This is a genomic window from Simplicispira piscis, assembly GCF_054783455.1.
Map to the genome: position 1 here is coordinate 1 of NZ_BAAGQN010000015.1, position 22,737 is coordinate 22,737.

Annotated in this window: 20 protein-coding genes and 1 other RNA gene; 16 read left to right on the plus strand and 5 right to left on the minus strand. The window is 62.0% G+C overall.

From position 1 onward, the window contains the following. Positions 1 to 62: 62 nt before the first annotated feature. From ACYVOC_RS09585 to ompA, 5 genes are all read right to left on the minus strand, one after another. The gene (locus tag ACYVOC_RS09585) at positions 63 to 1,241 is read right to left on the minus strand and encodes a tyrosine-type recombinase/integrase (protein WP_461161663.1); all 1,179 of its coding nucleotides are present in this window, start codon (positions 1,239 to 1,241) and stop codon (positions 63 to 65) included. Positions 1,242 to 1,459: 218 nt separating this feature from the next. Then, positions 1,460 to 1,846, minus strand: a transfer-messenger RNA (tmRNA) gene (ssrA, locus tag ACYVOC_RS09590). Between the two features lie 12 nt (positions 1,847 to 1,858). After that, positions 1,859 to 2,524 carry an HAD-IA family hydrolase gene (locus ACYVOC_RS09595; protein ID WP_461161664.1) on the minus strand — a complete coding sequence of 222 codons (666 nt, stop codon included), beginning with the start codon at positions 2,522 to 2,524 and terminating at the stop codon, positions 1,859 to 1,861. Positions 2,525 to 2,535: 11 nt separating this feature from the next. Continuing rightward, the gene (ubiG, locus tag ACYVOC_RS09600; RefSeq protein WP_461161665.1) at positions 2,536 to 3,246 is read right to left on the minus strand and encodes a bifunctional 2-polyprenyl-6-hydroxyphenol methylase/3-demethylubiquinol 3-O-methyltransferase UbiG; all 711 of its coding nucleotides are present in this window, start codon (positions 3,244 to 3,246) and stop codon (positions 2,536 to 2,538) included. Between the two features lie 82 nt (positions 3,247 to 3,328). Further along, positions 3,329 to 3,967, minus strand: coding sequence for an outer membrane protein OmpA (gene ompA, locus ACYVOC_RS09605; RefSeq protein WP_116004235.1), 639 nt, complete (start codon positions 3,965 to 3,967; stop codon positions 3,329 to 3,331). Positions 3,968 to 4,194: 227 nt separating this feature from the next. On the opposite strand from ompA, the gene gyrA reads away from it, so the two are divergent. The 16 genes from gyrA to mnhG all read left to right on the plus strand — a co-directional run bounded on the left by gyrA (position 4,195) and on the right by mnhG (position 22,730). Then, on the plus strand, positions 4,195 to 6,855 hold the full coding sequence (gene gyrA / locus ACYVOC_RS09610) for a DNA gyrase subunit A (protein WP_461161666.1): 2,661 nt from the start codon (positions 4,195 to 4,197) through the stop codon (positions 6,853 to 6,855). A gap of 96 nt (positions 6,856 to 6,951) precedes the next feature. Continuing rightward, entirely contained in the window at positions 6,952 to 8,061 is a 1,110-nt protein-coding gene (gene serC, locus ACYVOC_RS09615; protein WP_461161667.1) for a 3-phosphoserine/phosphohydroxythreonine transaminase, read from the plus strand. Positions 8,062 to 8,076: 15 nt separating this feature from the next. After that, positions 8,077 to 9,174, plus strand: a complete 1,098-nt coding sequence (gene pheA / locus ACYVOC_RS09620; protein WP_461161668.1) for a prephenate dehydratase — start codon at positions 8,077 to 8,079, stop codon at positions 9,172 to 9,174. A gap of 63 nt (positions 9,175 to 9,237) precedes the next feature. Beyond that, complete coding sequence (locus tag ACYVOC_RS09625; RefSeq protein ID WP_116004239.1) at positions 9,238 to 10,122, plus strand: prephenate dehydrogenase; 885 nt, start codon at positions 9,238 to 9,240, stop codon at positions 10,120 to 10,122. 60 nt (positions 10,123 to 10,182) lie between these two features. Then, complete coding sequence (locus tag ACYVOC_RS09630; protein WP_461161669.1) at positions 10,183 to 12,213, plus strand: bifunctional 3-phosphoshikimate 1-carboxyvinyltransferase/cytidylate kinase; 2,031 nt, start codon at positions 10,183 to 10,185, stop codon at positions 12,211 to 12,213. A 171-nt stretch (positions 12,214 to 12,384) separates the two neighbouring features. Continuing rightward, positions 12,385 to 14,070, plus strand: a complete 1,686-nt coding sequence (gene rpsA / locus ACYVOC_RS09635; protein ID WP_116004241.1) for a 30S ribosomal protein S1 — start codon at positions 12,385 to 12,387, stop codon at positions 14,068 to 14,070. Positions 14,071 to 14,148: 78 nt separating this feature from the next. After that, positions 14,149 to 14,454 carry an integration host factor subunit beta gene (locus ACYVOC_RS09640; protein WP_116004242.1) on the plus strand — a complete coding sequence of 102 codons (306 nt, stop codon included), beginning with the start codon at positions 14,149 to 14,151 and terminating at the stop codon, positions 14,452 to 14,454. Between the two features lie 129 nt (positions 14,455 to 14,583). Next, positions 14,584 to 14,886, plus strand: coding sequence for a LapA family protein (locus tag ACYVOC_RS09645; RefSeq protein WP_116004243.1), 303 nt, complete (start codon positions 14,584 to 14,586; stop codon positions 14,884 to 14,886). Beyond that, positions 14,876 to 16,033 (plus strand): lipopolysaccharide assembly protein LapB, encoded by a 1,158-nt coding sequence (gene lapB / locus ACYVOC_RS09650; protein ID WP_461161670.1) that lies wholly within the window; start codon positions 14,876 to 14,878, stop codon positions 16,031 to 16,033. Before ACYVOC_RS09645 ends, lapB begins: the two co-directional genes overlap by 11 nt. A 48-nt stretch (positions 16,034 to 16,081) precedes the next feature. Next, entirely contained in the window at positions 16,082 to 16,381 is a 300-nt protein-coding gene (locus tag ACYVOC_RS09655) for a ComEA family DNA-binding protein (protein WP_116004245.1), read from the plus strand. A gap of 186 nt (positions 16,382 to 16,567) precedes the next feature. After that, the gene (locus tag ACYVOC_RS09660) at positions 16,568 to 19,510 is read left to right on the plus strand and encodes a monovalent cation/H+ antiporter subunit A (protein ID WP_461161671.1); all 2,943 of its coding nucleotides are present in this window, start codon (positions 16,568 to 16,570) and stop codon (positions 19,508 to 19,510) included. Next, positions 19,510 to 19,875, plus strand: coding sequence for a Na+/H+ antiporter subunit C (locus tag ACYVOC_RS09665; RefSeq protein ID WP_116004247.1), 366 nt, complete (start codon positions 19,510 to 19,512; stop codon positions 19,873 to 19,875). The genes ACYVOC_RS09660 and ACYVOC_RS09665 overlap by 1 nt, the downstream gene beginning before the upstream one ends. Continuing rightward, complete coding sequence (locus ACYVOC_RS09670) at positions 19,872 to 21,590, plus strand: monovalent cation/H+ antiporter subunit D (protein ID WP_461161672.1); 1,719 nt, start codon at positions 19,872 to 19,874, stop codon at positions 21,588 to 21,590. The genes ACYVOC_RS09665 and ACYVOC_RS09670 overlap by 4 nt, the downstream gene beginning before the upstream one ends. Beyond that, positions 21,587 to 22,075 (plus strand): Na+/H+ antiporter subunit E, encoded by a 489-nt coding sequence (locus tag ACYVOC_RS09675; RefSeq protein WP_116004248.1) that lies wholly within the window; start codon positions 21,587 to 21,589, stop codon positions 22,073 to 22,075. The genes ACYVOC_RS09670 and ACYVOC_RS09675 overlap by 4 nt, the downstream gene beginning before the upstream one ends. Continuing rightward, positions 22,072 to 22,350, plus strand: coding sequence for a K+/H+ antiporter subunit F (locus ACYVOC_RS09680; RefSeq protein WP_116004249.1), 279 nt, complete (start codon positions 22,072 to 22,074; stop codon positions 22,348 to 22,350). The genes ACYVOC_RS09675 and ACYVOC_RS09680 overlap by 4 nt, the downstream gene beginning before the upstream one ends. Beyond that, entirely contained in the window at positions 22,347 to 22,730 is a 384-nt protein-coding gene (mnhG, locus tag ACYVOC_RS09685) for a monovalent cation/H(+) antiporter subunit G (RefSeq protein ID WP_461161673.1), read from the plus strand. Before ACYVOC_RS09680 ends, mnhG begins: the two co-directional genes overlap by 4 nt. Positions 22,731 to 22,737 lie beyond the last annotated feature (7 nt).

Sequence of the window (22,737 nt, forward strand, 5' to 3'; positions counted from 1 at the left end):
GTTTGACTTCTTCATGGCTCAATCCTCTCAGAGAAAAGAGCCTCCTCAAAACCCGGGGCGATTCACAGCTGCATCATTCTCGTTCGATGGGCTAGGTACTGGGTCCTGTTATAGGCGCGCCCGTTAGCGTCCTTCACGGCATGGGCCAACTGTGCCTCAATAACAAGTGGATCGACATCCAGCCGCTCCGCAAGCATGGTTCGGGCCGTAGCCCGAAAGCCATGCCATGTCTGAATCTCAGGGGTGTAGCCCATGGTGATTAAAGCAGTACGGACCGAATTCTCCGAAACTGGCCTGCTGTGGCTGCGCTCGCCAGGAAACACCAATGCGCCGTGACCTGTCAACGGATGCAGTTCTCGAAGGACTTTCACAGCCTGGGTTGAAAGAGGCACCAGATGTGGATCCCCGTTCTCCTTCCCGTCTTTGCCCCGCTTCATCCGGGCAGCTGGAATCGTCCAGAGAGCAGAATCGAGGTCCACTTCGGCCCAAGCCGCACCGCGCAATTCGCCGGGTCGCTGAAACAGCAAGGGCGCCAATTGCAATGCTGCCCGCACAATAGGCCCGCCCTTGTAAGCTTGGATGGCACGCAACAACTCAGCCAGCTTGACTGGTTCGGTGATAGCGGCAAAGTGCTTGCCGCGATACGGAGACAACGCGCCTTTGAGGTCTCCCGTGATATCCCGCCCCACCCTGCCTGTCGCGACGCCATAACGCCAGACCTGGCGAGCCAGCATCAATCCACGATCAGCAGTCTCTACAGCCCCGCGCTCTTCCACCTTGCGCAGGGTTGCCAGCAGTTCCACCGGCTCAATCTCAGCCAGACGACGCCCCCCTAGCCACGGAAAGAGATCACGTTCGAACTGGCGCAGCGAGCGCTCAGCATGAGAATTACTCCATAGAGGCTTCTGTTTGTCGTACCACTCCAGAGCGACAGCTTTGAAGGTATCCCCGGCACTGGCAGAAGCCTTCAGCCTTTCCACCTTTCTGGCATGCACAGGATTTATTCCTGTCGATTTCTGCAGCCTGGCGGTATCACGAGCCTTGCGAGCTGCCGTCAGGCTGACCGAGGGATAGCTGCCCAGAGCCATACGCCCTTCCTTGCCCTCATGCCGATACTTCCAGAACCAGCGCCTCGATCCTCCGGGAGCAACCTCCAGATACAGACCTCCCGAGTCCGACAAACGCTCCCGCTTCGATGTGGGGGAACAGACGGCGTTACGGCACTGTGCGTCGGTCAACATGGGGGAACACCTCCAGAGGTTTAGCTAGGATTTCCCCTCTGAAACGGGGGAACAAACGCCGCCAGTCTACCTTTTTCGGATTTTGTTCCCCCGTCTGTTCCCCCGCCTCAGCCTGGCTGCCAGGAGACCGCTCCGGACGTCCCCACACCGTAACCCATTGATTTACCAAAGAAAAAAGGCGTTCACCGGATGTTGGTGAACGCCCTTGGACGTCGTAATGGTGGAGCTGGCGGGAATTGAACCCGCGTCCGCAAGCCTTCATCGGGCAGATCTACATGTTTAGCGATCTGATTTGAGTCTCGCCACCGTTGTCGCGCAGTCGCACGCTACACCGGCCGCCAGCACCCTATTTTCTCGCCCCAACCCAAGGTACCCGGATCAGGACCAGCCCATGTAATTATCCTTGCAGCCGGGAGGCGTCGATTGCTCGATACCCCCTTGCCCAGCCCATCGGCCAACTGTTGCAAGGCTCACTGACAATTAAGCAGCGAGTGCGAAACGTTCGTCGTTTGCAGTTAGTTTTTTAAATCGAGATTTACGAGCGTGACTCAAGCTCGACATGCACCACACCGATTCCGAACCCACGTCGAAACCAGGACAGCCCCTCAAAAGTCATTTTAGGCCAGGTTCAGCAATTGCAAGAGATCGAGCGGAAAATTAATCTCCGCATGGGCACCCCACTGCCGCACGTTGGTCACGCTACCCAGATACCCATAGGTGGCGGCAACCGTGCCCATGCCAGCAGCCAGACCCGCAACGATGTCGCGTTCATCATCACCCACATACACACAATGCCTAGGATCAAGATGCAGTAGCCTAGCGGCTTCGAGCAGCGGCGCTGGATGAGGCTTGGCATGTGGCGTCGTGTCGCCGCTGACCACGGCACCGGCACTGGCGAATAGTGGCATCGCACGGGTTAATGGATCGGTGAAGCGCATGGACTTGTTGGTCACTACGCCCCATGCCAATCCCCTGCCAACAAGGCTTTCCAGCAGTGCACACACGCCATCGAACACTTGGGTGCGACATGTCATGCAATTCTGGTAATTGGTGAAAAATTCCTCGCGATAGGAGGCAAAGTCGGGGTGTTCTGGCGTCATACCAAAGGCTTCGCTAAGCATTCCACGTGCGCCAGCGCCCGCCAGGGGGCGGTAGCGCGCCAATGGAAGCGATGGAAGTCCCCGGTCGGTGCGCATTTTGTCTGCAGCCGCACCAAGGTCGGGCGCACTATCGATCAGTGTGCCGTCCAGATCGAAGAGCACCGCCTGGATATTTTGAAACATGCGGTAACTTTTCAGGCAGGGCGGCGCGCAGCCAAAAGGTAATTTACGCTGGTGTCGGTATTCATCCAATAGCGACGTGTCAACGGGTTATAGGCCAGCCCCCGGGCTTCATTCACGTCCAGCCCGGCAGCCCGGCAGCTGGCAGCCAGCTCACTCGGACGAATCAGACGCGCATATTCGTGCGTTCCGCGAGGCAGCATGTTCAGCACGTATTCAGCCCCAACAATAGCCAACATGAAGGCTTTGGTATTGCGGTTGATGGTGGAGAAGAAAACCCACCCCCCCGGCTTGACCAACTGAGCACATGCTTGGATCACGGATGCCGGGTTGGGGACGTGCTCCAGCATTTCCATGCAGGTCACCGTATCAAAACTTGCAGGCTGTTCGACGGCTAACGCCTCCACGCTCACTTCTCGGTATTGAACACGGGGAGTCTGCGCTTCTAGGGCGTGCAACTGCGCGACCCGCAAGGACTTGCCCGCCAGATCAATGCCCAGCACTTGCGCACCTTTGCGGGCCATGGCATCCGCCAGAATTCCCCCGCCGCATCCGACGTCCAACACCCTTTGGCCATCCAATGGCGACAAAGTATTGATCCAGTCCAGCCGTAACGGGTTTATTTCGTGCAAAGGCCGAAACTCACTTTCCTGATCCCACCACCGATGGGCTAGCTCTGAAAATTTGGCCAGCTCAGCTGGATCGACATTCAAGGTGTTATTCATGGAGGTGTATTGTCCGACAAGCTTTCTGCATGCCCCATAAAAAAAGCCCCGTTACCGGGGCTTTTTTGTCGATCACAGAAGATCAGTTGGCACGGGTGCCGACCACTTCGATTTCAACACGGCGGTTCTTGGCGCGACCTTCTTTGGTCTTGTTATCAGCCACAGGCTGCTTTTCGCCCTTGCCTTCGGTGTAAACACGGTTCTTCTCGATGCCCTTGGACACCAAGTAAGCCTTCACAGCTTCAGAGCGACGCACCGACAGCTTCTGGTTGTAAGCATCAGAGCCGACGGAGTCGGTGTGACCCACGGCAATGATGACTTCCAGGTTAATGCCCTTGACCTTGGATACCAAGTCGTCCAGCTTGGCTTTGCCTTCTGGCTTCAGGACCGACTTGTCGAAGTCGAAGAAGGCGTCGGCAGCGTAGGTCACCTTGGTGGCCATGGCTGGTGCTGGTGCTGGTGCAGCAGGTGCAGCGGCGGCAGGAGCTGCAGGCGCAGGAGCGGCAGCGGGAGCTGCAGCAGGAGCGGCCAACGCGCCATCGCAGTCGGGAGCTGCAGTAGCAGGCGTCCACGAGGCATCGCGCCAGCACAGTTCGTTGGTGCCGTTCTTCCAGACCAGCTCGTTCGTGCCGTTCTTCCAGTTGTCGACGGTTTGTGCGCCGGCGGCAGTTGCGAGCGCTGCGGAGGCAATCAACATTGCCACTTTGTTCAGTTTCTTCATGGTTCTCCTCTGGGGCGAAAAAGCCGCAGCCGCGCTGCGTAATTTGGACGTCTGTGGTGACCATCACCAAAAACGTTGAAATCGATTGTGCCATACGTAACCGACGGGTGACCGCCCCAGGTTTGCCGTGCCCGTAGGACAATTGCGCAATCACACCAATCTGTTGCATAACTGCGACAAGCGCTTGAGCCTAAAATGGCTCTCCTTTGCTGTCTCACCGCCATCCCATGACCCAGTTCGCCAAAGAAACCCTGCCCATCAGCCTTGAAGAGGAGATGCGCCGCAGTTATCTCGATTACGCCATGAGCGTGATCGTAGGCCGGGCGCTGCCGGATGCGCGCGATGGCCTCAAGCCTGTGCACCGGCGCGTGTTGTTCGCCATGCACGAATTGAACAACGATTGGAACCGCCCATACAAGAAGTCAGCGCGTATCGTCGGTGACGTCATTGGTAAGTACCACCCGCACGGCGACAGCGCGGTCTACGACACCATTGTGCGTATGGCGCAGGATTTCTCGTTGCGCCACATGCTGGTGGACGGCCAGGGCAACTTCGGTTCGGTGGACGGCGACAACGCCGCGGCCATGCGCTACACCGAAATCCGCCTGGCAAAAATTGCCCACGAAATGCTGGGCGATATTGACAAGGAAACCGTCGATTTCGGCCCCAACTACGATGGCAGCGAAAAGGAACCGCTGGTTTTGCCCAGCAAACTGCCCAACTTATTAGTCAACGGCTCGGCAGGTATCGCCGTTGGCATGGCCACCAATATTCCGCCCCATAACCTGAACGAGGTGGTGGACGCCTGCCTGCATATGCTGCGCAACCCTGAATCGACGATCGACGATTTGATGGAGATCATTCCTGCACCAGATTTTCCGACCGCAGGCATCATCTACGGCATCAACGGCGTCAAGGACGGTTACCGCACAGGCCGGGGTCGCGTGATCATGCGCGCCAAGTGCCATTTCGAGGACATCGACAAGGGGCAGCGCCAAGCCATCATCGTTGACGAACTGCCCTACCAAGTCAATAAGAAGACGCTGCAGGAACGCATGGCCGAGTTGGTGCACGAGAAAAAACTCGAAGGCATCAGCCATATCCAGGACGAATCCGACAAGTCGGGCATGCGCCTCGTCATTGAACTCAAGCGCGGTGAAGTGCCCGAAGTGGTTCTGAACAACCTGTACAAGCAGACCCAGTTACAGGATACCTTCGGCATGAACATGGTGGCGCTGATCGATGGTCAGCCCCGTTTGTGCAACCTCAAGGATTTGGTCAGCGTCTTCTTGCAGCACCGCCGCGAAGTGGTCACCCGCCGCACGGTGTTCGAGTTGCGCAAGGCACGTGAGCGGGGCCACGTGCTCGAAGGTTTGGCTGTGGCATTGGCCAATATTGACGACTTCATCGCCATCATTCGCAACGCGCCCACTCCACCGGTGGCCAAGGCCGAGCTGATGACCCGCTCATGGGACAGCAAGCTGGTGCGTGAAATGCTCACCCGCACCCGCACCGATGGCGGTGTCATCAATGCCGATGATTACCGCCCCGACGGCCTGGAAAAAGAGTTTGGCATGGGCCAGGACGGCCTGTACCGCCTGTCGGAAACGCAGGCCCAGGAAATCCTGCAGATGCGCCTGCAGCGCCTCACGGGCCTGGAGCAGGACAAAATCGTGGCTGAATACAAGGAGGTCATGGCCGTTATTGAAGACCTGCTCGACATCCTGGCCACACCCGAACGCGTCTCGACCATCATTGGCGACGAGCTGACCACCATCAAGCATGAATTTGGCCAAAGCAAGCTCGGCGCACGCCGCAGCCTGGTCGAATACAGCGCGCAAGACCTCTCCACAGAAGACCTGATCACACCCACCGACATGGTGGTCACACTCAGCCACACGGGTTACATCAAAAGCCAGCCATTGTCTGAATACCGCGCGCAAAAGCGCGGTGGGCGAGGTAAACAGGCAACGGCCACCAAGGAAGACGACTGGATCGACCAGCTCTTCATCGCCAACACGCACGACTACATTCTGTGCTTCTCCAACCGTGGGCGCTTGTACTGGCTCAAGGTATGGGAAGTACCGGCCGGCTCGCGCGGCTCGCGCGGACGCCCCATCGTCAACATGTTCCCTTTGCAAGAAGGCGAGAAAATCAACGTCGTGCTGGCACTCACCGGCGAAAAGCGCAGCTTTCCCGCCGACCAGTATGTCTTCATGTCCACCAGCATGGGTACGGTCAAGAAGACTGCGCTGGACGAGTTCTCCAACCCGCGCAAGGGCGGCATCATCGCCGTGAATCTGGACGAAGGCGACTACCTGATTGGCGCCGCCCTCACGGACGGCCAACACGACGTGATGCTGTTCTCCGATGGCGGCAAAGCTGTGCGTTTTGACGAAAACGATGTGCGACCGCTGGGCCGCCAAGCCCGTGGCGTGCGCGGCATGATGCTGGAAGAAGGCCAGAGCGTGATTGCCATGCTGGTGGCCGAGGACGAGAGCCAAAGCGTACTGACCGCAACCGAAAACGGCTACGGCAAACGCACCAGCATCACCGAGTACACCCGCCACGGCCGTGGCACCAAGGGCATGATCGCCATCCAGCAAACCGAGCGCAACGGCAAGGTCGTGGCAGCCACCCTGGTGCGTGCCGATGACGAGATCATGCTCATCACCGACAAGGGCGTTCTGGTGCGCACGCGCGTCAGCGAAATCCGCGAACTCGGCCGCGCCACGCAAGGCGTGACGTTGATTGCCCTGGACGAAGGCTCCAAGCTCAGCGGACTGCAGCGCATTGTGGAAAACGATGCCAACCCCGCAGATTCCGAATCCACGGACGACGAACCCACTTCCGCACCAGATGCCACACCGCCAGCTGCCGACGCCTGAGAGGCGGCAGCCCGGAACAGCACCTGACAGCTATTAATTCAGTAGCTTGGTGCGCTTACTCATAAAGCGTTTTAGCCACTTTTTAGCCCAATAACCATGCAACGTCCGTACAATTTCTCTGCCGGTCCGGCGGCTATTCCTGCCGAAGTTCTGGAACAGGCTGCGGCTGAAATGCTGAACTGGCATGGCAGCGGCATGGGCGTCATGGAGATGAGCCACCGGGGCAAGGAATTCATCTCCATCTACGAACAGGCCGAGGCCGATCTGCGCGAATTGCTGGCGGTGCCCGCACATTTCAAGATTTTGTTCATGCAAGGGGGCGGTTTGGCAGAAAACGCCATCGTGCCACTCAACCTCTCGCGCGCAGCCACGGTCGACTTCGTGGTCACCGGAAGCTGGAGCCAGAAGTCGCAGAAAGAGGCGCGCAAATACGCTGCCGAGGCAAACATCATCGCGTCGGGCGAAGACAGGGGCTTCACCACCTTGCCAGACCCCTCGCAATGGCGCCCCAGCAAAGGGGCCAGCTATTTGCACCTGTGCAGCAACGAAACCATCAACGGCGTGGAGTTCCACGAGTTGCCCGACCTGCGCGCCCTGGGTGTAGACACCCCCCTGGTGATTGATTTTTCTTCGCACGTGGCATCGCGCCCGGTGGACTGGTCGCGCATCGGCCTGGCCTTCGGCGGTGCGCAAAAAAACCTGGGCCCTGCGGGCCTCACCCTGGTGGTGGTGCGCGAAGACCTGCTCGGCCATGCCCTGCCCGCCTGCCCGAGCGCGTTTGATTACAAAATCGTGGCCGACAACCAGTCCATGTACAACACCCCGCCCACGTGGGGCATCTACATGGCGGGCCTGACCTTTCAATGGCTCAAGCGCCAGCGCGAAGACACGGCCAGTGGCATCGCCGCCATGGAGCTGCGCAATATTGCCAAGGCCCAGTTGCTGTATGAGGCGATCGACAATTCTGGCTTCTACGTCAACAAGGTCGCCGCCAACTGCCGTTCGCGCATGAACATCCCTTTCTTTCTGCGCGACGAAACCCGCAACGACGCTTTCCTGGCTGGTGCAAAACAGCGCGGCCTGCTGCAGCTCAAGGGCCACAAGTCCGTGGGCGGCATGCGCGCCAGCATCTACAACGCCATGCCCTTGGCAGGCGTGCAAGCGCTGGTTGACTACATGCGAGAATTTGAGCAGCAGCACGCCTGACCCACGCACCCTTCAATGAATACACCGCAATCTTCCCCCGACCTGTCCAGCCTGCGCGTCCAGATCGACAACATTGACCAGCAGTTGCTGACTTTGCTGAACCAGCGCGCCTTGGTGGCCGAGCGCGTCGGCGAAGTCAAGAAGCGCGAGGGCACGCCCTTCTTCCGCCCCGACCGCGTGGCGCAGGTCATCGAAAAAATCCAGGCCGCCAACCCTGGGCCGCTCAAAAGCGCCCATGTCACCGCTATCTGGCGCGAAATCATGTCCGCCTGTCTGGCACTTGAATCGCCCCAGCGCGTGGCCGTCTTGGGGCCAGAAGGCACGTTCTGCGAGCAAGCCGCCATCGAATTCTTTGGCGGCGCTGCCGACATCGTTTATTGCGCCAACTTTGATGAAGTGTTTCACGCTACAGCATCGGGAAGCGCCCAATTTGGCGTGGTCGGTGTTGAAAACTCGGTGGAAGGCGTTGTTACGCGCTCGCTCGACCTGTTTTTGCACACCCCCACGCATGTCGTGGGAGAAGTCAGCCTGCTGGTCCGGCACAATCTGCTGCGCACCAGCCCCTCCGTCGACGGTATCGAGGCCGTTTTGGCCCACCCGCAGGCCCTGGCCCAATGCCAGGCCTGGCTGTCCAAGCACCTGCCGCATGTCGAGCGCCGCCCTGTCTCCAGCAATGCCGAAGGCGCACGTCTGGCTGCAACCAACCCGGCCTGGGCAGCCCTGGCCAGCGATCGCGCCGCAACGCAGTTTGGCCTGCATATCGTGGCACACGCCATCCAGGACGATGCCTACAACCGCACACGGTTTGCCATCATCTGCTTGCCGCATACGCTGGACACGCCGCCGCCGTCGGCGCGCGACTGCACCAGCCTGATCGTCTCCGTACCCAACGAACCCGGCGCCGTGCACGATCTGCTGGTCCCGCTCAAAAAGCACGGCGTATCCATGACGCGCTTCGAGTCGCGCCCGGCACGCACCGGCCAGTGGGAATACTATTTTTACATCGACATCGACGGCCACCCGAGCCAGCCCCATGTCAGTGCCGCGCTCCTCGAATTGCGCAGTTTGTGCGCCTTCTACAAAGTGCTGGGCACCTACCCGGTGACGCCATGATCTTGCACAGCCCTGCCCACCTCATTGCGCCGCGTGCAGCGCCCGACACAGCCAGGACTCCCCATGTTTGAACAATTGGGTTTGATCGGTTGTGGCCTCATGGGCGGCTCTTTTGCTCTGGCCCTCAAGCGTGCAGGCTTGGTGCAGCGCGTAGTGGGCTATAGCAAATCCCCCTCCACCACGGATCGTGCCCGCCAGCTCGGCGTGATCGACGTGGAAGCCCCTTCTGCTCTGCTGGCAGTGGCCGGCGCCGACATCGTGCTGCTGGCAGTCCCGGTATCGGCCACGGAAGCCACCCTCAAGGCCATCAAGCACCTGGTGACTCCCCAGATGCTGGTGATGGACGTGGGCTCCACCAAGGCCGATGTGGTGCAGGCCGCCGAGCGGTCCTTGCGCGACAAGGTCGGCTCGTTTGTGCCGGCACACCCGATTACGGGGCGCGAAGTCTCAGGCGTGGAGCACGCCGAAGCCGAGCTTTACACCGGCCGCCAAGTCATCCTGACGCCTACAGAACGCACTCTCACGGTGCAGCTGCAACGCGCGCAGGACGTCTGGACGGCCTTGGGCTGCCGCGTCACCAGCATGTCGCCCGAGGCGCACGACAACGCCTTTGCTGCCGTCAGCCATCTGCCGCACCTGCTGGCCTTCGCAATGGTCAATAGCATCACGGGACAGGAACATGCCGACACCTTCCTGTCGCTGGCAGGCCCGGGCTTTCGGGATTTCACCCGCATTGCGGCGAGCGACCCCAAGATGTGGCGTGACATTTTCCTGTCCAACCGCGAGGAGCTGCTGGCCCAATCCAGCCTGTTCCAGCAAACCTTGCAGCGCCTCGAGCAAGCCATGCTCAGCAACAACGCCCAGACCATTGAGGACATGCTCACCCTGGCCAGCGAAACCCGTGCACACTGGCGCATGGGCGCACAGCGCTCCCTCAAAAACCGCTAACCCGGCGCCTGGCGGCCGGCCAACGGCCGACCGGTATGCCATTGCCCCGGACAGCTTTCGATGTATTCCACCGTTTTTCTTGATCTCCCCGCGCTCCAGTCGGCCCAGGGCAGCGTGCAGCTGCCAGGCTCTAAAAGCATCTCTAACCGCGTACTGCTGCTGGCAGCGCTGAGCCAGGGCACCACCACGGTGCACGACCTGCTGGCATCCGACGACACCCGCGTCATGCTCGATGCCCTGCGCCAACTGGGCTGTGGCGTTGAAGAAGACGGCGCGCAGGCGCGTATCACCGGGCTGGGTGGCCGCCAGCCCACATCCCCCGCCACCTTGTTTCTGGGCAACGCAGGCACGGCCATGCGCCCCCTCACGGCGGCACTGGCCCTGCTGGGCGGTGTGTTTGAACTCAGCGGCATTGCACGCATGCATGAGCGCCCGATTGGCGACCTGGTGGACGCCTTGCGCCAGCTGGGTTGCCACATCGACTACCTGGGCAATGACGGCTACCCACCGCTGCGCATTGCGCAGCCTGATGGCGTGCCCGCCCTGGCACTGTCCACCCCGATCCGCGTGCGTGGCGACGTTTCCAGCCAGTTCCTGACCGCACTGCTCATGGCCCTGCCCCTGGCGGCTACACACCAGAATGTGGTCATCGAGGTGGTGGGCGAGCTGATCTCCAAGCCCTACATCCACATCACCCTGCAGCTGCTGGAGCGCTTTGGCATCACGGTGCACCACGAAAACTGGCAGCGTTTCACCATAACAGCGGGCAGCAGCTACCGCTCACCAGGCAGCATCCATGTCGAGGCAGATGCCTCTTCCGCTAGCTATTTCATAGCTGCTGGCGCAATTGCAGCGGCCGATGGAATGGGAAATGGCATAAAAATTCTGGGCGTAGGACTCGACTCCATCCAGGGTGACATCCGCTTTGTCGAAGCGGCCCAGGCCATGGGCGCACACATTACTGGCGGTCCCAACTGGCTGCAAATTGGGCGCGGCGCCTGGCCGCTCAAGGCCATCGACCTGGACTGCAACCACATCCCCGATGCCGCCATGACGCTGTCCGTGATGGCGCTGTATGCACAAGGCACCACCAGCTTGCGCAACATCGCCAGCTGGCGCGTCAAGGAAACCGACCGCATCGCCGCCATGGCCACCGAGCTGCGCAAGCTGGGTGCCACCGTGGAGGAAACAGCTGACTCTATCCACATCACGCCGCCCGCCACCCCGGGCGACTGGCGCGCCGCCAGCATCCACACCTATGACGACCACCGCGTCGCCATGTGCTTCTCGCTGGCGGCTTTCAACCCGGCGGGTCTGCCCGTGCGCATCCAAGACCCCCAGTGCGTTGCCAAGACTTTTCCGGACTACTTTGAAGCCCTGTTCTCCATCACTCAGGCGCTGCCTGCGCAGATTCCCGTGATCTGCATTGATGGCCCCACAGCCTCGGGTAAAGGTACCGTGGCCGCTGCCGTGGCACAGCGCCTGGGTTATCGGTTTCTCGATTCGGGCGCGATGTACCGCATCACGGCCCTGGCCGCCACGCGCGCCGGACTGCCCATCGACGCCGGCCATGAAGCGCAAATCGCCACCCTGGCCCGCCAACTCCCGGTGCGCTTCGAGGGCGGACAGGTGTGGCTGGGCAACGACGACGTGACCGACGCCATCCGCACCGAAGAAGCAGGTATGAACGCCTCGCGCGTGTCAGCCCTGCCCGCCGTGCGCACTGCATTGGTCGATCTGCAACACAGCTTTCGCCGCCTGCCCGGCCTGGTCGCCGATGGGCGCGACATGGGCACGGTCATTTTTCCAGATGCTCCGCTGAAGGTTTACCTGACAGCCAGTGCCGCGTGCCGTGCCGAGCGACGCTACCAGCAATTGATTGCCAAGGGCTTAGCCGCTACAATAGCCGACCTTCGCGCAGACTTGGAGGCGCGCGACGCCCGGGACATGTCCCGCCGCGTCGCCCCCTTGAAGCCCGCGCAGGACGCTCTGGTACTGGACAACTCCGAACTCACGATCGAACAGGCCGTGGATCAGGTGCTTGGCTGGTGGCAACAGCGCCAGCCTTTCGCGTCCAGCGCGCAAGACTGAAACGGGGCCTCGTGCCTCACACCGGCCCATACCGCCAGCCCCGCGCAGCAACGCACCGGCAGTATGGTTCTTTAACGAACCTGCGGTTCTTCCGCACCACCAGCCGCCACGCGCAGTCTTTGAAACCGCAGCAATCGTGTTGCCGTAAACCTGTTCGTGGCAAGGAAATACATGTCTGAATCTTTTGCCGCCCTTTTTGAAGAATCCCTGCAACGCACCGAAATGCGCCCAGGCGAAGTCATCACCGCCGAAGTCGTGCGCGTGGAACACAGCTTCGTCGTGGTCAACGCCGGCCTCAAGTCTGAAGCCTACGTGCCGCTGGAAGAGTTCAAGAACGACAAGGGCGAAGTTGAAGTCCAGGTAGGCGACTTCGTTTCGGTCGCCATCGGCTCGATCGAAAACGGCTACGGCGACACTATCCTGTCGCGCGACACCGCCAAGCGCCTCGCTTCGTGGATGAGCCTGGAAAAGGCCCTGGAATCCGGCGAATTCGTCACTGGCACGACCAGCGGCAAGGTCAAGGGCGGTCTGACCGTCCTGGTCAACGGCATCCGCGCCTTCCTGCCCGGCTCGCTGATCGACACGCGTCCGATCAAGGATCTGACGCCGTACGAAAACAAGACCATGGAATTCAAGGTCATCAAGCTCGACCGCAAGCGCAACAACGTGGTGCTGAGCCGCCGCGCTGTGGTCGAAGCCTCGATGGGCGAAGAGCGCGCCAAGCTGATGGAAACCCTCAAGGAAGGCTCCATCGTTCAAGGCGTGGTCAAGAACATCACCGAATACGGTGCGTTCGTGGACCTGGGAGGCATCGACGGCCTGCTGCACATCACCGACATGGCATGGCGCCGTGTGCGCCACCCCTCTGAGGTGGTCACCGCTGGCCAGGAAATCATGGCCAAGATCCTCAAGTTCGACACCGAAAAGAACCGTGTCTCGCTGGGTCTCAAGCAAATGGGCGACGACCCATGGATGGGTGTTTCGCGCCGCTACCCACAAAGCACCCGCCTGTTCGGCAAGATCACGAACATTGCCGACTACGGCGCGTTCGTCGAACTCGAACCCGGCATCGAAGGCCTGGTGCACGTGTCCGAAATGGACTGGACGAACAAGAACATCGCTCCTTCCAAGCTGGTCACCCTGGGCGACGAAGTCGAAGTCATGGTCCTCGAAATCGACGAAGACAAGCGCCGCATCAGCCTGGGCATGAAGCAGTGCAAGGCCAACCCCTGGCAAGAGTTCGCACAGGACACCAAGCGTGGCGACCGCGTCAAGGGCCCGATCAAGTCGATCACCGACTTCGGCGTATTCGTGGGCCTGGCTGCCGGTATCGACGGCCTGGTGCACCTGTCTGACCTCTCCTGGAACGAAACCGGCGAAGCCGCCGTGCGCAACTACAAGAAGGGCCAGGAAGTCGAAGCCATCGTGCTGGCCGTGGACGTGGACCGCGAGCGCATCTCCCTGGGCATCAAGCAGCTCGACGGCGATCCGTTCACCACCTTCGTGACCGTGAACGACAAGGGCCAGACCGTCACCGGCAAAGTCAAGACCGTGGATGCCCGCGGCGCTGAAATCGACCTCGGTGACGACATCATCGGCTACCTGCGTGCTTCGGAAATCTCCCGCGACCGCGTGGAAGACGCCCGCAACGTGCTCAAGGAAGGCGACGAAGTCACGGCCGTGGTGGTCAACGTGGATCGCAAGACCCGCAACATCCAGCTGTCCATCAAGCAAAAGGACATGATCGACGAGCAAGGTGCCATGGCCAACCTGAGCCAGCAGTCGAGCCGCGAAAGCGCTGGCACGACCAGCCTGGGCGCCCTGTTGCGTGCCAAACTGGACAATTCCGAGAAGTAAAAAACCCGTAACGGTTTAAAGCAAGGCCGGGTGGGTGCACAATGCGCCCACCCGGTTTTTTTATTGAAACATTTTGTTATGACACGATCCGATCTCGTTGAAGAGCTTGCCGCCCGTTTTAGCCAGCTCACGCACCGCGATGCCGAATTCGCCGTCAAGACATTGCTCGACGCTGTTGGCGAAGCCCTGGTACGCGGGCACCGCATTGAGGTGCGCGGCTTTGGCAGCTTCTCCATCAACCACCGCCCCCCACGCATGGGGCGCAATCCCCGCAGCGGCGAGGCCGTGGCTATTCCCGCCAAGCGCGTACCCCATTTCAAGCCAGGCAAGGCCTTGCGCGAAGCCGTAGACAAACGCACCGCAGAGCTGGAAGGCACGGGTTGATTGGCGCTATTTAATCAATAGCTTGCAGCGCTTTACCTATCTGCGGCTTGGCCATTTTTTTCAATTTTCTCCATCCACCCGGCCCAGCACACTGCGCCTCTTAGAATGGCGTCACCACCGGGGAGACACATGAAATACCTCCTGTGGCTGCTCAAGGCAGCCCTTTTTTTTACCCTGTTCGCTTTCGCGCTGAACAACCAGCAGGATGCCACCGTGCATTTCTTCTTTGGCACCCAGTGGCGTGCGCCGCTGGTGCTGGTCGTGCTGACCGCTTTTGCAGCCGGGTTGGTGACCGGCGTGCTTGGCATGGTGCCGCGCTGGTGGAAGCACCGCGTAGCAGCCCGCCATACGCCCAAGCCGGCACCCACTGCAGCACCCGCAGCAGCCGCGCCTTCGCCGGACGTTGATAGCCAGCCGCCCCATGGAATTTGATCTCGTCTGGCTGCTGCTGGGTTTGCCGCTAGCCTTTGTGCTGGGATGGGGTGCATCGCGCCTGGACCTGCGCCAGTTGCGCGCTGAAAACCGCAACGTCCCGAAGGCGTATTTCAAGGGCTTGAACTTCCTGCTCAACGAACAGCAAGACAAAGCGATCGATGTCTTCATCGAGGCCGTGCAGAACGACCCCGATACCTCGGAACTGCACTTCGCGCTGGGCAACCTCTTCAGGCGCCGTGGCGAATACGACCGTGCCGTGCGCGTGCACGAGCACCTGCTCTCGCGCGGCGACCTCGGCCCCCGGGACCGCGAACGCGCCCAGCACGCCCTGGCGCTTGATTTCCTGAAAGCGGGGCTGCTGGACCGTGCCGAAGACGCCCTGGCACGCCTGGAAGGCACGCCCTTCGAAGAGCAGGCGCGGTTGGCGCTGCTCGCCATTTACGAACGTTCGCGGGACTGGCACCGTGCCGCCACCATTGCCAGCCAGATGCAGGCCGCAGGCCAGGGCAACTTCAGCACACGGCAGGCCCACTACCTGTGCGAGCAAGCCCTGGAGCATGTGGCACACGGCGACATCGACAAGGCGAGCGCGCTGCTGGACAAGGCCCGCGCCATTGCGCCGGAAGCCCCTCGCCCACGCATCGAACTGGCCCGACTGGCACAGGCCCAGGGCCAGCCGGACATCGCCATCGCAACACTCAAAGCCCTGGCAACCGAGGCCCCCGCCGCCTTGCCCTTGGCGGCTACCCTGCTGGTCAAGACCGCACAGGCCAGTGGAAAAACAGCGCAGGCGCTGGAAGTGCTGCAGCGGCACTACGCGGCAGCGCCGTCCCTGGATGTGCTCGATGCCATCGTCGCATTGACCTCCCCGACCGAATCACAGGCGACACAGGGCCGCCAGTGGTACCTGCGGCACCTGGAGACCGAACCGTCCCTGGTGGCTGCAGCCAAATGGATGGCCCAAGAACGGCTGGAGCACGAGCAACACCACACGCTGGTACAGCGCGCCCTCGACCATGCTGCGCAACCCCTCATGCGCTACCGCTGCGCGGCCTGCGGCTTCGAGGCGCGCCAGCATTTCTGGCAATGCCCTGGCTGCCAGACCTGGGACAGCTACCCGGCACGGCGCGTGGAAGAGTTGTGAGTAACGCGCAACGATAGACCCGCAAGGATTCTTCACCGGAGCACCCCCATGCACAAGCAAGCCTTGGTCTTTGCAGCCCTGTTCGGCATGGCTCTCTCCTGCGCCGCCATCGATGTGAACCAGGCCACCGAGGCCGAGCTCGATAGCATCAAGGGCCTGGGCCCGGCCACCACCGAAAAAATCCTCCATGAACGGCAGAAAACCCCCTTCCAGGACTGGGCTGATCTGATCAGGCGCGTGAACGGCGTGGGCAAAGGCAGCGCCGCAAGATTGTCCGCCGCTGGACTGACTGTCGGCGGCCACGCCTTTGAGCCGGGCGGCACGGCACCGGCGCAAGACACCCGCTGACGCTGGTTTTGCAAGGGCATCCGAAAGCACGGGACGCCAGCGCCAGACACGCCCCGTAGAATCAAACCTGCAACAGGCCGCTAATATTCCCGCGGTCTGGCGTCGCTTGGGGCCGCTTTTTCGTCGGCCTCCTCCCCTGTACCACTGTCAGCAGCATTCCACGGCCACCCTGAGGATCCTCCGCGTATGCCCCTGATGTATCTCGTGCTCCTGCCCTTCATCGGCAGCCTGTTGGCGGCCGTCATGCCCGCCAATGCGCGCAATGCGGAATCGACCCTCGCGGGTCTGATAGCTCTTTTCTGTGCCGTGCAAACGGCACTGTGTTTTCCCGCTATTGCCGACGGTAGCGTGCTGCGTGAAGAGATTGCATGGCTGCCCACACTGGGCCTGAACTTTGTGGTGCGCATGGACGGTTTTGCCTGGATGTTCTGCATGCTGATCCTGGGCATCGGCGCGCTGGTGGTGCTGTACGCGCGCTACTACATGTCGCCGTCAGACCCGGTACCTCGTTTTTTCTCCTTCCTGCTGGCCTTCATGGGCTCCATGGTGGGGGTGGTGCTTTCGGGCAACATCATCCAGCTGGCCTTCTTCTGGGAGCTGACCAGCCTGTTCTCGTTCCTGCTGATCGGTTACTGGCACCACCGCAAGGATGCACGGCGCGGCGCGCGCATGGCGCTCACCGTCACCGGCACGGGCGGACTGTGCATGCTGGCAGGCATGCTGGTCATCGGCCACATCGTGGGCAGCTACGACCTGGACCAGGTGCTGGCAGCCGGTCTGCAAGTGCGCGCGCACCCGCTGTATTTCACGGCCCTCGTGCTGGTGCTGCTGGGCGCCCTGACCAAGAGCGCACAATTTCCTTTCCATTTCTGGCTGCCCCATGCCATGGCGGCGCCCACACCAGTCTCCGCCTACCTGCATTCGGCCACCATGGTCAAGGCAGGCGTCTTTTTACTGGCGCGCTTTTGGCCCGTGCTGGGAGGCACGGAACAGTGGTTCTGGCTCGTCGGTGGGGCCGGTGTGTGCACCTTGCTGTTGGGTGGCTTCCTGGCCATGTTCCAGAGCGATCTCAAGGGGCTGCTGGCTTATTCCACCATTTCGCACCTGGGGCTCATCACCCTGCTGCTTGGTCTGAACAGCCCGCTGGCCGCCGTGGCCGCCGTTTTTCACATCATGAACCACGCCACCTTCAAGGCTTCGCTGTTCATGGCGGCGGGCATCATGGACCATGAAACCGGCACCCGGGACATCCGGCGCCTGTCGGGCCTGCGCAGCATGATGCCGATCACTGCCACATTGGCCATGGTGGCCAGTGCAGCCATGGCGGGGGTGCCGCTGCTCAATGGGTTTCTGTCCAAGGAAATGTTCTTTGCAGAAACCATTTTTCTCGATGCTGCACCCCTGGTGCGCGTCGGCCTGCCCATTGCCGCCACGCTGGCAGGCATGTTTGGCGTGGCGTATTCGCTGCGCTTTACCGTGGATGTGTTCTTTGGCCCCCCCGCCACCGACCTGCCCCGTCAGCCGCACGAGCCACCCCACTGGATGCGCGTGCCGGTGGAGCTGCTGGTGCTGACCTGCCTGGTGGTAGGCATGCTGCCCGCCTGGTCTGTGGGGCTTTTCTTGAATGCCGCAGCACGCCCTGTGGTCGGCGGGTCCATGCCTGTGTTCAGCCTGGCGATCTGGCACGGGCTGAACACCCCCTTCCTGATGAGCGTGGTGGCCCTGATCGGCGGGGTTGTGCTGTATGCCCTGCTGCGCCGCTGGCGCAATGCGGGGCGCCTCGATTTCCCCTGGCTCTCACACCATGTCGATGGCCAACGGTTGTTCGAAGCCGCGTTGGCCTTGCTCTCGCAAGCCGGCCGCAAGGGTCGGCACTGGCTAGGTACGGACCGGCTGCAATGGCAGATGCTCTGGCTGGTCGTGGCGGCCCTGGTCGCCGGTTTCATGCCCCTGTGGACGCACGGCCTGCAACGGGGAGACCGCTTGCCGCTGCCACTGTCACCGGCGTTCGCAATGCTCTGGGTCGTGGGCGGTGTGTGTGCCATTGCGGCCGCCTGGCAGGCCAAATACCACCGTCTGGCGGCGCTGACGCTGCTAGGCGGTGCTGGCCTGGCCACGTGCATAACGTTTCTGTGGTTCTCGGCCCCGGATCTGGCCCTCACGCAGATCGTGGTGGAGCTGGTGACCACCATCCTCATCCTGCTGGGTTTGCGCTGGCTGCCCATGCGCGACGAAAGCCTGCGCGTGCCTACCCGTGCAGAGCAGCGCGGCACCCGGCTGCGCCGCATGCGCGACATGGCGCTAGCGGTTCTGGCAGGCGGCGGCATGGCCTGGCTCGCCTTTGCCATGATGAGCCGCCCCTTTGCGCAAAGCACCTCCACCTTCTTCCTGGAGCGCGCACTGACCGAAGGGGGCGGCACCAACGTCGTCAACGTGATGCTGGTGGATTTCCGCGGATTCGACACCTTCGGTGAAATCGTGGTGCTGGGCATCGTGGCACTGACGGTGTATGCGCTGCTGCGGCGCTTTCGCCCGGCGCACGAGGCCATGGACCTGCCCGCACAACAACGTGCCCGGCCCGCCGACCTGCAGACTGACCTGATCAACCCGCGCCACGCCAGCGATACGGCGGTCGGCTACCTCATGGTGCCCGCCGTGCTGGTGCGCCTGCTGCTGCCGTTTGCGGTGGTGGTGGCGGCCCACATGTTCGTGCGTGGACACAACGAACCCGGTGGCGGCTTCGTGGCCGGGCTGGTGCTCTCCGTCGCACTGCTGCTGCAGTACATCATTTCGGGCACCCAGTGGTTTGAAGCCCACTTACCGCTCAGCCCACGCCGCTGGATCGCCTTCGGTCTGCTGTGCGCGCTGGCGACCGGCCTGGGCGCGGTCACCTTGGGCTACCCTTTCCTCACCAGCCACACCGCCCACCTGCATCTGCCCGTCGTGGGCGAGATCCATGTGGCCAGCGCCACGTTCTTTGACATGGGCGTGTTTGCCCTCGTGGTGGGTTCCACCCTGCTCATTCTGACGGCCATTGCCCACCAGTCGGTGCGCGGCCACCGCCACCACGCCCGCCTGGCCGAAGAAGCGGCCGCGCACCAGGCACCCATCCCCCAAGAGGCTTCTTGATGGAAATCGTTCTCGTCCTGGCCATTGGGGTACTGACCGGTTCGGGCGTGTGGCTGCTGCTGCGCCCGCGCACTTTCCAGGTCATCATGGGGCTGTCGCTGCTGTCGTATGCCGTCAACCTGTTCATCTTCAGCATGGGGCGCCTGGGCCTGGCCATCGACAAGGAACCCGTACTGCAGCCCGGCGTGCCGCAAGATCTGCTGCACTATGCAGACCCCCTGCCGCAAGCCCTGGTGTTGACCGCCATCGTCATCGGCTTTGCCATGACGGCCCTGTTCCTTGTGGTGCTGCTGGCGTCGCGCGGCATTGCGGGAACGGACCATGTGGATGGCAGCGCATCGCGTGATGTGCAGGAGATGCCATGACCGCCTTGCACACGCTCGCGATGCTGCTCATGCCACACCTGTTGCTGGCCCCCATTGCGCTGCCCTTGCTCACCGCCGCACTGATGCTGCTGCTGCGCGAGGATCAGCAACGATTGAAAGTCACAGTCAACCTGTTCTCCACACTGCTGGGGCTGGTCGTGGCGGTGCTGCTGCTGGCGTGGGTGCACCACAGCGGTGAACCCGCTCCCCTGGGGGTGTACCTGCCGGGCAACTGGCCGGCACCATTCGGGATCGTGCTGGTGCTCGACCACCTGTCCGCCATGATGCTGGTACTGACCAGCAGCGTGGCGCTGGCATCCATCCTTTTTGCGGCCACACACTGGCACCGCGCAGGCGTGCACTTTCACCCGCTGTTCCAGTTCCAGCTCATGGGGCTGGCCGGGGCATTCCTCACGGCCGATCTGTTCAACCTGTTTGTGTTTTTCGAAATCATGTTGGCAGCGTCCTATGGGCTGTTGCTGCACGGCTCGGGTCGCCAGCGGATCAAGGCGGGCCTGCATTACATCGCCATCAACCTGGCCGCTTCGTCGCTGTTCCTGATTGGTGTGTCCATGCTGTACGGCATCACCGGCACGCTGAACATGGCCGACCTGGCCCGCAGCATTCCCACGGTGGCAGCGGCCGACCGCGGGCTGCTGCACTCGGCAGCGGCCATTCTTGCCACGGCCTTCCTCATCAAGGCCGCCGTCTGGCCCCTGAACTTCTGGTTGGTGCCCGCCTACAGTGCCGCCACGGCGCCCGTGGGCGCCCTGTTCGCGCTGATGACCAAGGTGGGGGTCTACACCCTGCTGCGCCTGTGGACGCTGCTGTTTGGCGTAGATGCGGGGCCTTCAGCCCTGTATGGCAGCCTGTGGCTGGTAGGCGGCGGCATGGTGACCATGGCGTTTGGTGCCATCGGCATGCTGGGGGCCCAGCGCTTGACCCACCTGGCGGGGTTTGCGGCCATTTTGTCATCGGGCACGCTGCTGGCTGCCGGTGGTTTTGGGCAGCCCCAGCTGACCGCCGGGCTGCTGTACTACCTGCCCAGTTCCACGCTGGCTGTCAGCGCACTTTTCCTGCTGGCCGACCCGATCGACCGCTGGCGTAACGACGGCGCCCACCAGGCTCCGCACGAGCAGGGGGACGATGCCCCGTTTCTCAACCCGGAACTGGTTCCCACCGAAAGGTTGAAGCCCGACGATGACGAAGAAGCACTCATTGGCCGCGTGATTCCCGCCGCCACGGCCTTGCTCGGCCTGTCGTTCCTGCTGTGCACGCTGGTCATCACCGGCCTGCCGCCGCTGTCGGGTTTTGTGGGCAAGTTCGCCATGCTGACCGCACTGCTCAACCCGCTGGGCCTGGGCGCCTCGGCCGATACCCCTCTCAGCGCCTGGAGCTGGACCCTGCTGGCCCTGATGGTGGGTACCGGCCTGCTGGCACTCATCACGCTCACGCGCACAGGTATTCGCCATTTCTGGGCCAGCTATGGCCGCTCTGCGCCCCGGTTGCGTGTGCTTGAGGGCCTGCCCATTGCCTTGCTGCTGGGCGGCTGCGTAGTCCTGACGCTGCAGGCCCAACCGGCAATGGACTATGCCCACCGCACTGCCCAGGGGCTACACCAGCCCGCGCGCTATGTGCAGGCCGTGCTGTCCGCCATGCCCGTTCCCAACCCCGTCCGGCCCAACACGGCCACACCACTCCCGGAGGCCCCATGAAGCGTCTGCTGCCTGCGCCGCTGCTGTCGCTGGCCCTGTTCTTTTTGTGGCTGCTGCTCACCCGTTCACTCAGCGCTGGCCACCTGCTCCTGGCCACGGTCCTGGCCCTGGCCGTGCCCGTGCTCACCCGGGGGCTGCGCCCGCTGCCCGTGCGTATACGCAAACCGACGGCGGTGCTGCGTCTGGGGCTGCGGGTGATGGTGGACACGGTGGAGTCCAACCTGGGCGCCGCACGCCTTCTGGTGTTTCCGTCCCTGCGGCGCCACCCCTCGGGTTTTGTACACATTCCGCTGCAGCTGCGCGACCCCAATGCCCTGGCCGTGCTGGCCATGATCGTCTGCATCACGCCCGGTACATCCTGGGCAGAGTTGTCTCTGGACCGTTCCGTGCTGCTGCTGCATGTGCTGGAAGTGGGTGATCCGCAAAGCCTGATCGCCCATGTGCAGCAGTGCTATGAAAAGCCCTTGATGGAGATTTTTGAATGAACCCCATCCTTGCCTGGGCGCTCCCCCTCGCCCTGGTCATCCTGGCCCTGGCCATGCTGCTGACGCTGGTGCGCCTGCTCAAGGGGCCTACCGCGCAAGACCGCGTGCTGGCACTGGACTGCATGTACCTCAACGGCATGCTGCTCATGCTGGTGCTGGGCATTGTGAATGGCAGCAGCAACTATTTCGAGGCAGCGCTGCTGGTGGCCTTGTTTGGCTTCGTCGGCTCCACGGCCATGGCTAAATTCTTGCTGCGCGGGGAGGTGATTGAATGACCGATCAACCCCTGGCCCTGTGGGCCGAGATCACCATTGCCGCCCTGGTGCTGCTGGGCGCCGTCATTGCGCTGATCGGTTCGATGGGCCTGCTGCGCCTGAAAGACTATTACGAACGGGTGCACGCGCCCGCCATGATCGCCACCATGGGGTGCTGGAGCATCATGCATGCGTCGGTGCTGTTCTTCTCGCTGCAAGGCCACGGTTTTGCCGCCTATCCGCTGCTGATCGCCGTGTTCGTGGCCATCACGGTACCCGTCACCAATATTTTCCTGATGCGCGCCGCGCTGTTCCGCGCCCGCCGCTCAGGACAGAACGTACCGGCCAGCGTGAGCCAGACGGTTCCCCAAACTGTTGAAACACAGATAGATCACTCCTGAAACGAGA

Excerpts from the sequence above, each read along its gene's own strand:
- ACYVOC_RS09665 (WP_116004247.1), top strand. The coding sequence starts at position 19,510 with ATGGAAATCGTTCTCGTCCTGGCCATTGGGGTACTGACCGGTTCGGGC.
- ompA (WP_116004235.1), bottom strand. The coding sequence starts at position 3,967 with ATGAAGAAACTGAACAAAGTGGCAATGTTGATTGCCTCCGCAGCGCTC.
- ACYVOC_RS09660 (WP_461161671.1), top strand. The coding sequence starts at position 16,568 with ATGCCCCTGATGTATCTCGTGCTCCTGCCCTTCATCGGCAGCCTGTTG.
- ACYVOC_RS09585 (WP_461161663.1), bottom strand. The coding sequence starts at position 1,241 with ATGTTGACCGACGCACAGTGCCGTAACGCCGTCTGTTCCCCCACATCG.
- ACYVOC_RS09640 (WP_116004242.1), top strand. The coding sequence starts at position 14,149 with ATGACACGATCCGATCTCGTTGAAGAGCTTGCCGCCCGTTTTAGCCAG.
- ACYVOC_RS09625 (WP_116004239.1), top strand. The coding sequence starts at position 9,238 with ATGTTTGAACAATTGGGTTTGATCGGTTGTGGCCTCATGGGCGGCTCT.
- ACYVOC_RS09680 (WP_116004249.1), top strand. The coding sequence starts at position 22,072 with ATGAACCCCATCCTTGCCTGGGCGCTCCCCCTCGCCCTGGTCATCCTG.
- serC (WP_461161667.1), top strand. The coding sequence starts at position 6,952 with ATGCAACGTCCGTACAATTTCTCTGCCGGTCCGGCGGCTATTCCTGCC.
- ACYVOC_RS09675 (WP_116004248.1), top strand. The coding sequence starts at position 21,587 with ATGAAGCGTCTGCTGCCTGCGCCGCTGCTGTCGCTGGCCCTGTTCTTT.
- lapB (WP_461161670.1), top strand. The coding sequence starts at position 14,876 with ATGGAATTTGATCTCGTCTGGCTGCTGCTGGGTTTGCCGCTAGCCTTT.
- gyrA (WP_461161666.1), top strand. The coding sequence starts at position 4,195 with ATGACCCAGTTCGCCAAAGAAACCCTGCCCATCAGCCTTGAAGAGGAG.
- pheA (WP_461161668.1), top strand. The coding sequence starts at position 8,077 with ATGAATACACCGCAATCTTCCCCCGACCTGTCCAGCCTGCGCGTCCAG.
- rpsA (WP_116004241.1), top strand. The coding sequence starts at position 12,385 with ATGTCTGAATCTTTTGCCGCCCTTTTTGAAGAATCCCTGCAACGCACC.
- ACYVOC_RS09645 (WP_116004243.1), top strand. The coding sequence starts at position 14,584 with ATGAAATACCTCCTGTGGCTGCTCAAGGCAGCCCTTTTTTTTACCCTG.
- ACYVOC_RS09670 (WP_461161672.1), top strand. The coding sequence starts at position 19,872 with ATGACCGCCTTGCACACGCTCGCGATGCTGCTCATGCCACACCTGTTG.
- ACYVOC_RS09630 (WP_461161669.1), top strand. The coding sequence starts at position 10,183 with ATGTATTCCACCGTTTTTCTTGATCTCCCCGCGCTCCAGTCGGCCCAG.
- ACYVOC_RS09655 (WP_116004245.1), top strand. The coding sequence starts at position 16,082 with ATGCACAAGCAAGCCTTGGTCTTTGCAGCCCTGTTCGGCATGGCTCTC.
- ACYVOC_RS09595 (WP_461161664.1), bottom strand. The coding sequence starts at position 2,524 with ATGTTTCAAAATATCCAGGCGGTGCTCTTCGATCTGGACGGCACACTG.
- mnhG (WP_461161673.1), top strand. The coding sequence starts at position 22,347 with ATGACCGATCAACCCCTGGCCCTGTGGGCCGAGATCACCATTGCCGCC.
- ubiG (WP_461161665.1), bottom strand. The coding sequence starts at position 3,246 with ATGAATAACACCTTGAATGTCGATCCAGCTGAGCTGGCCAAATTTTCA.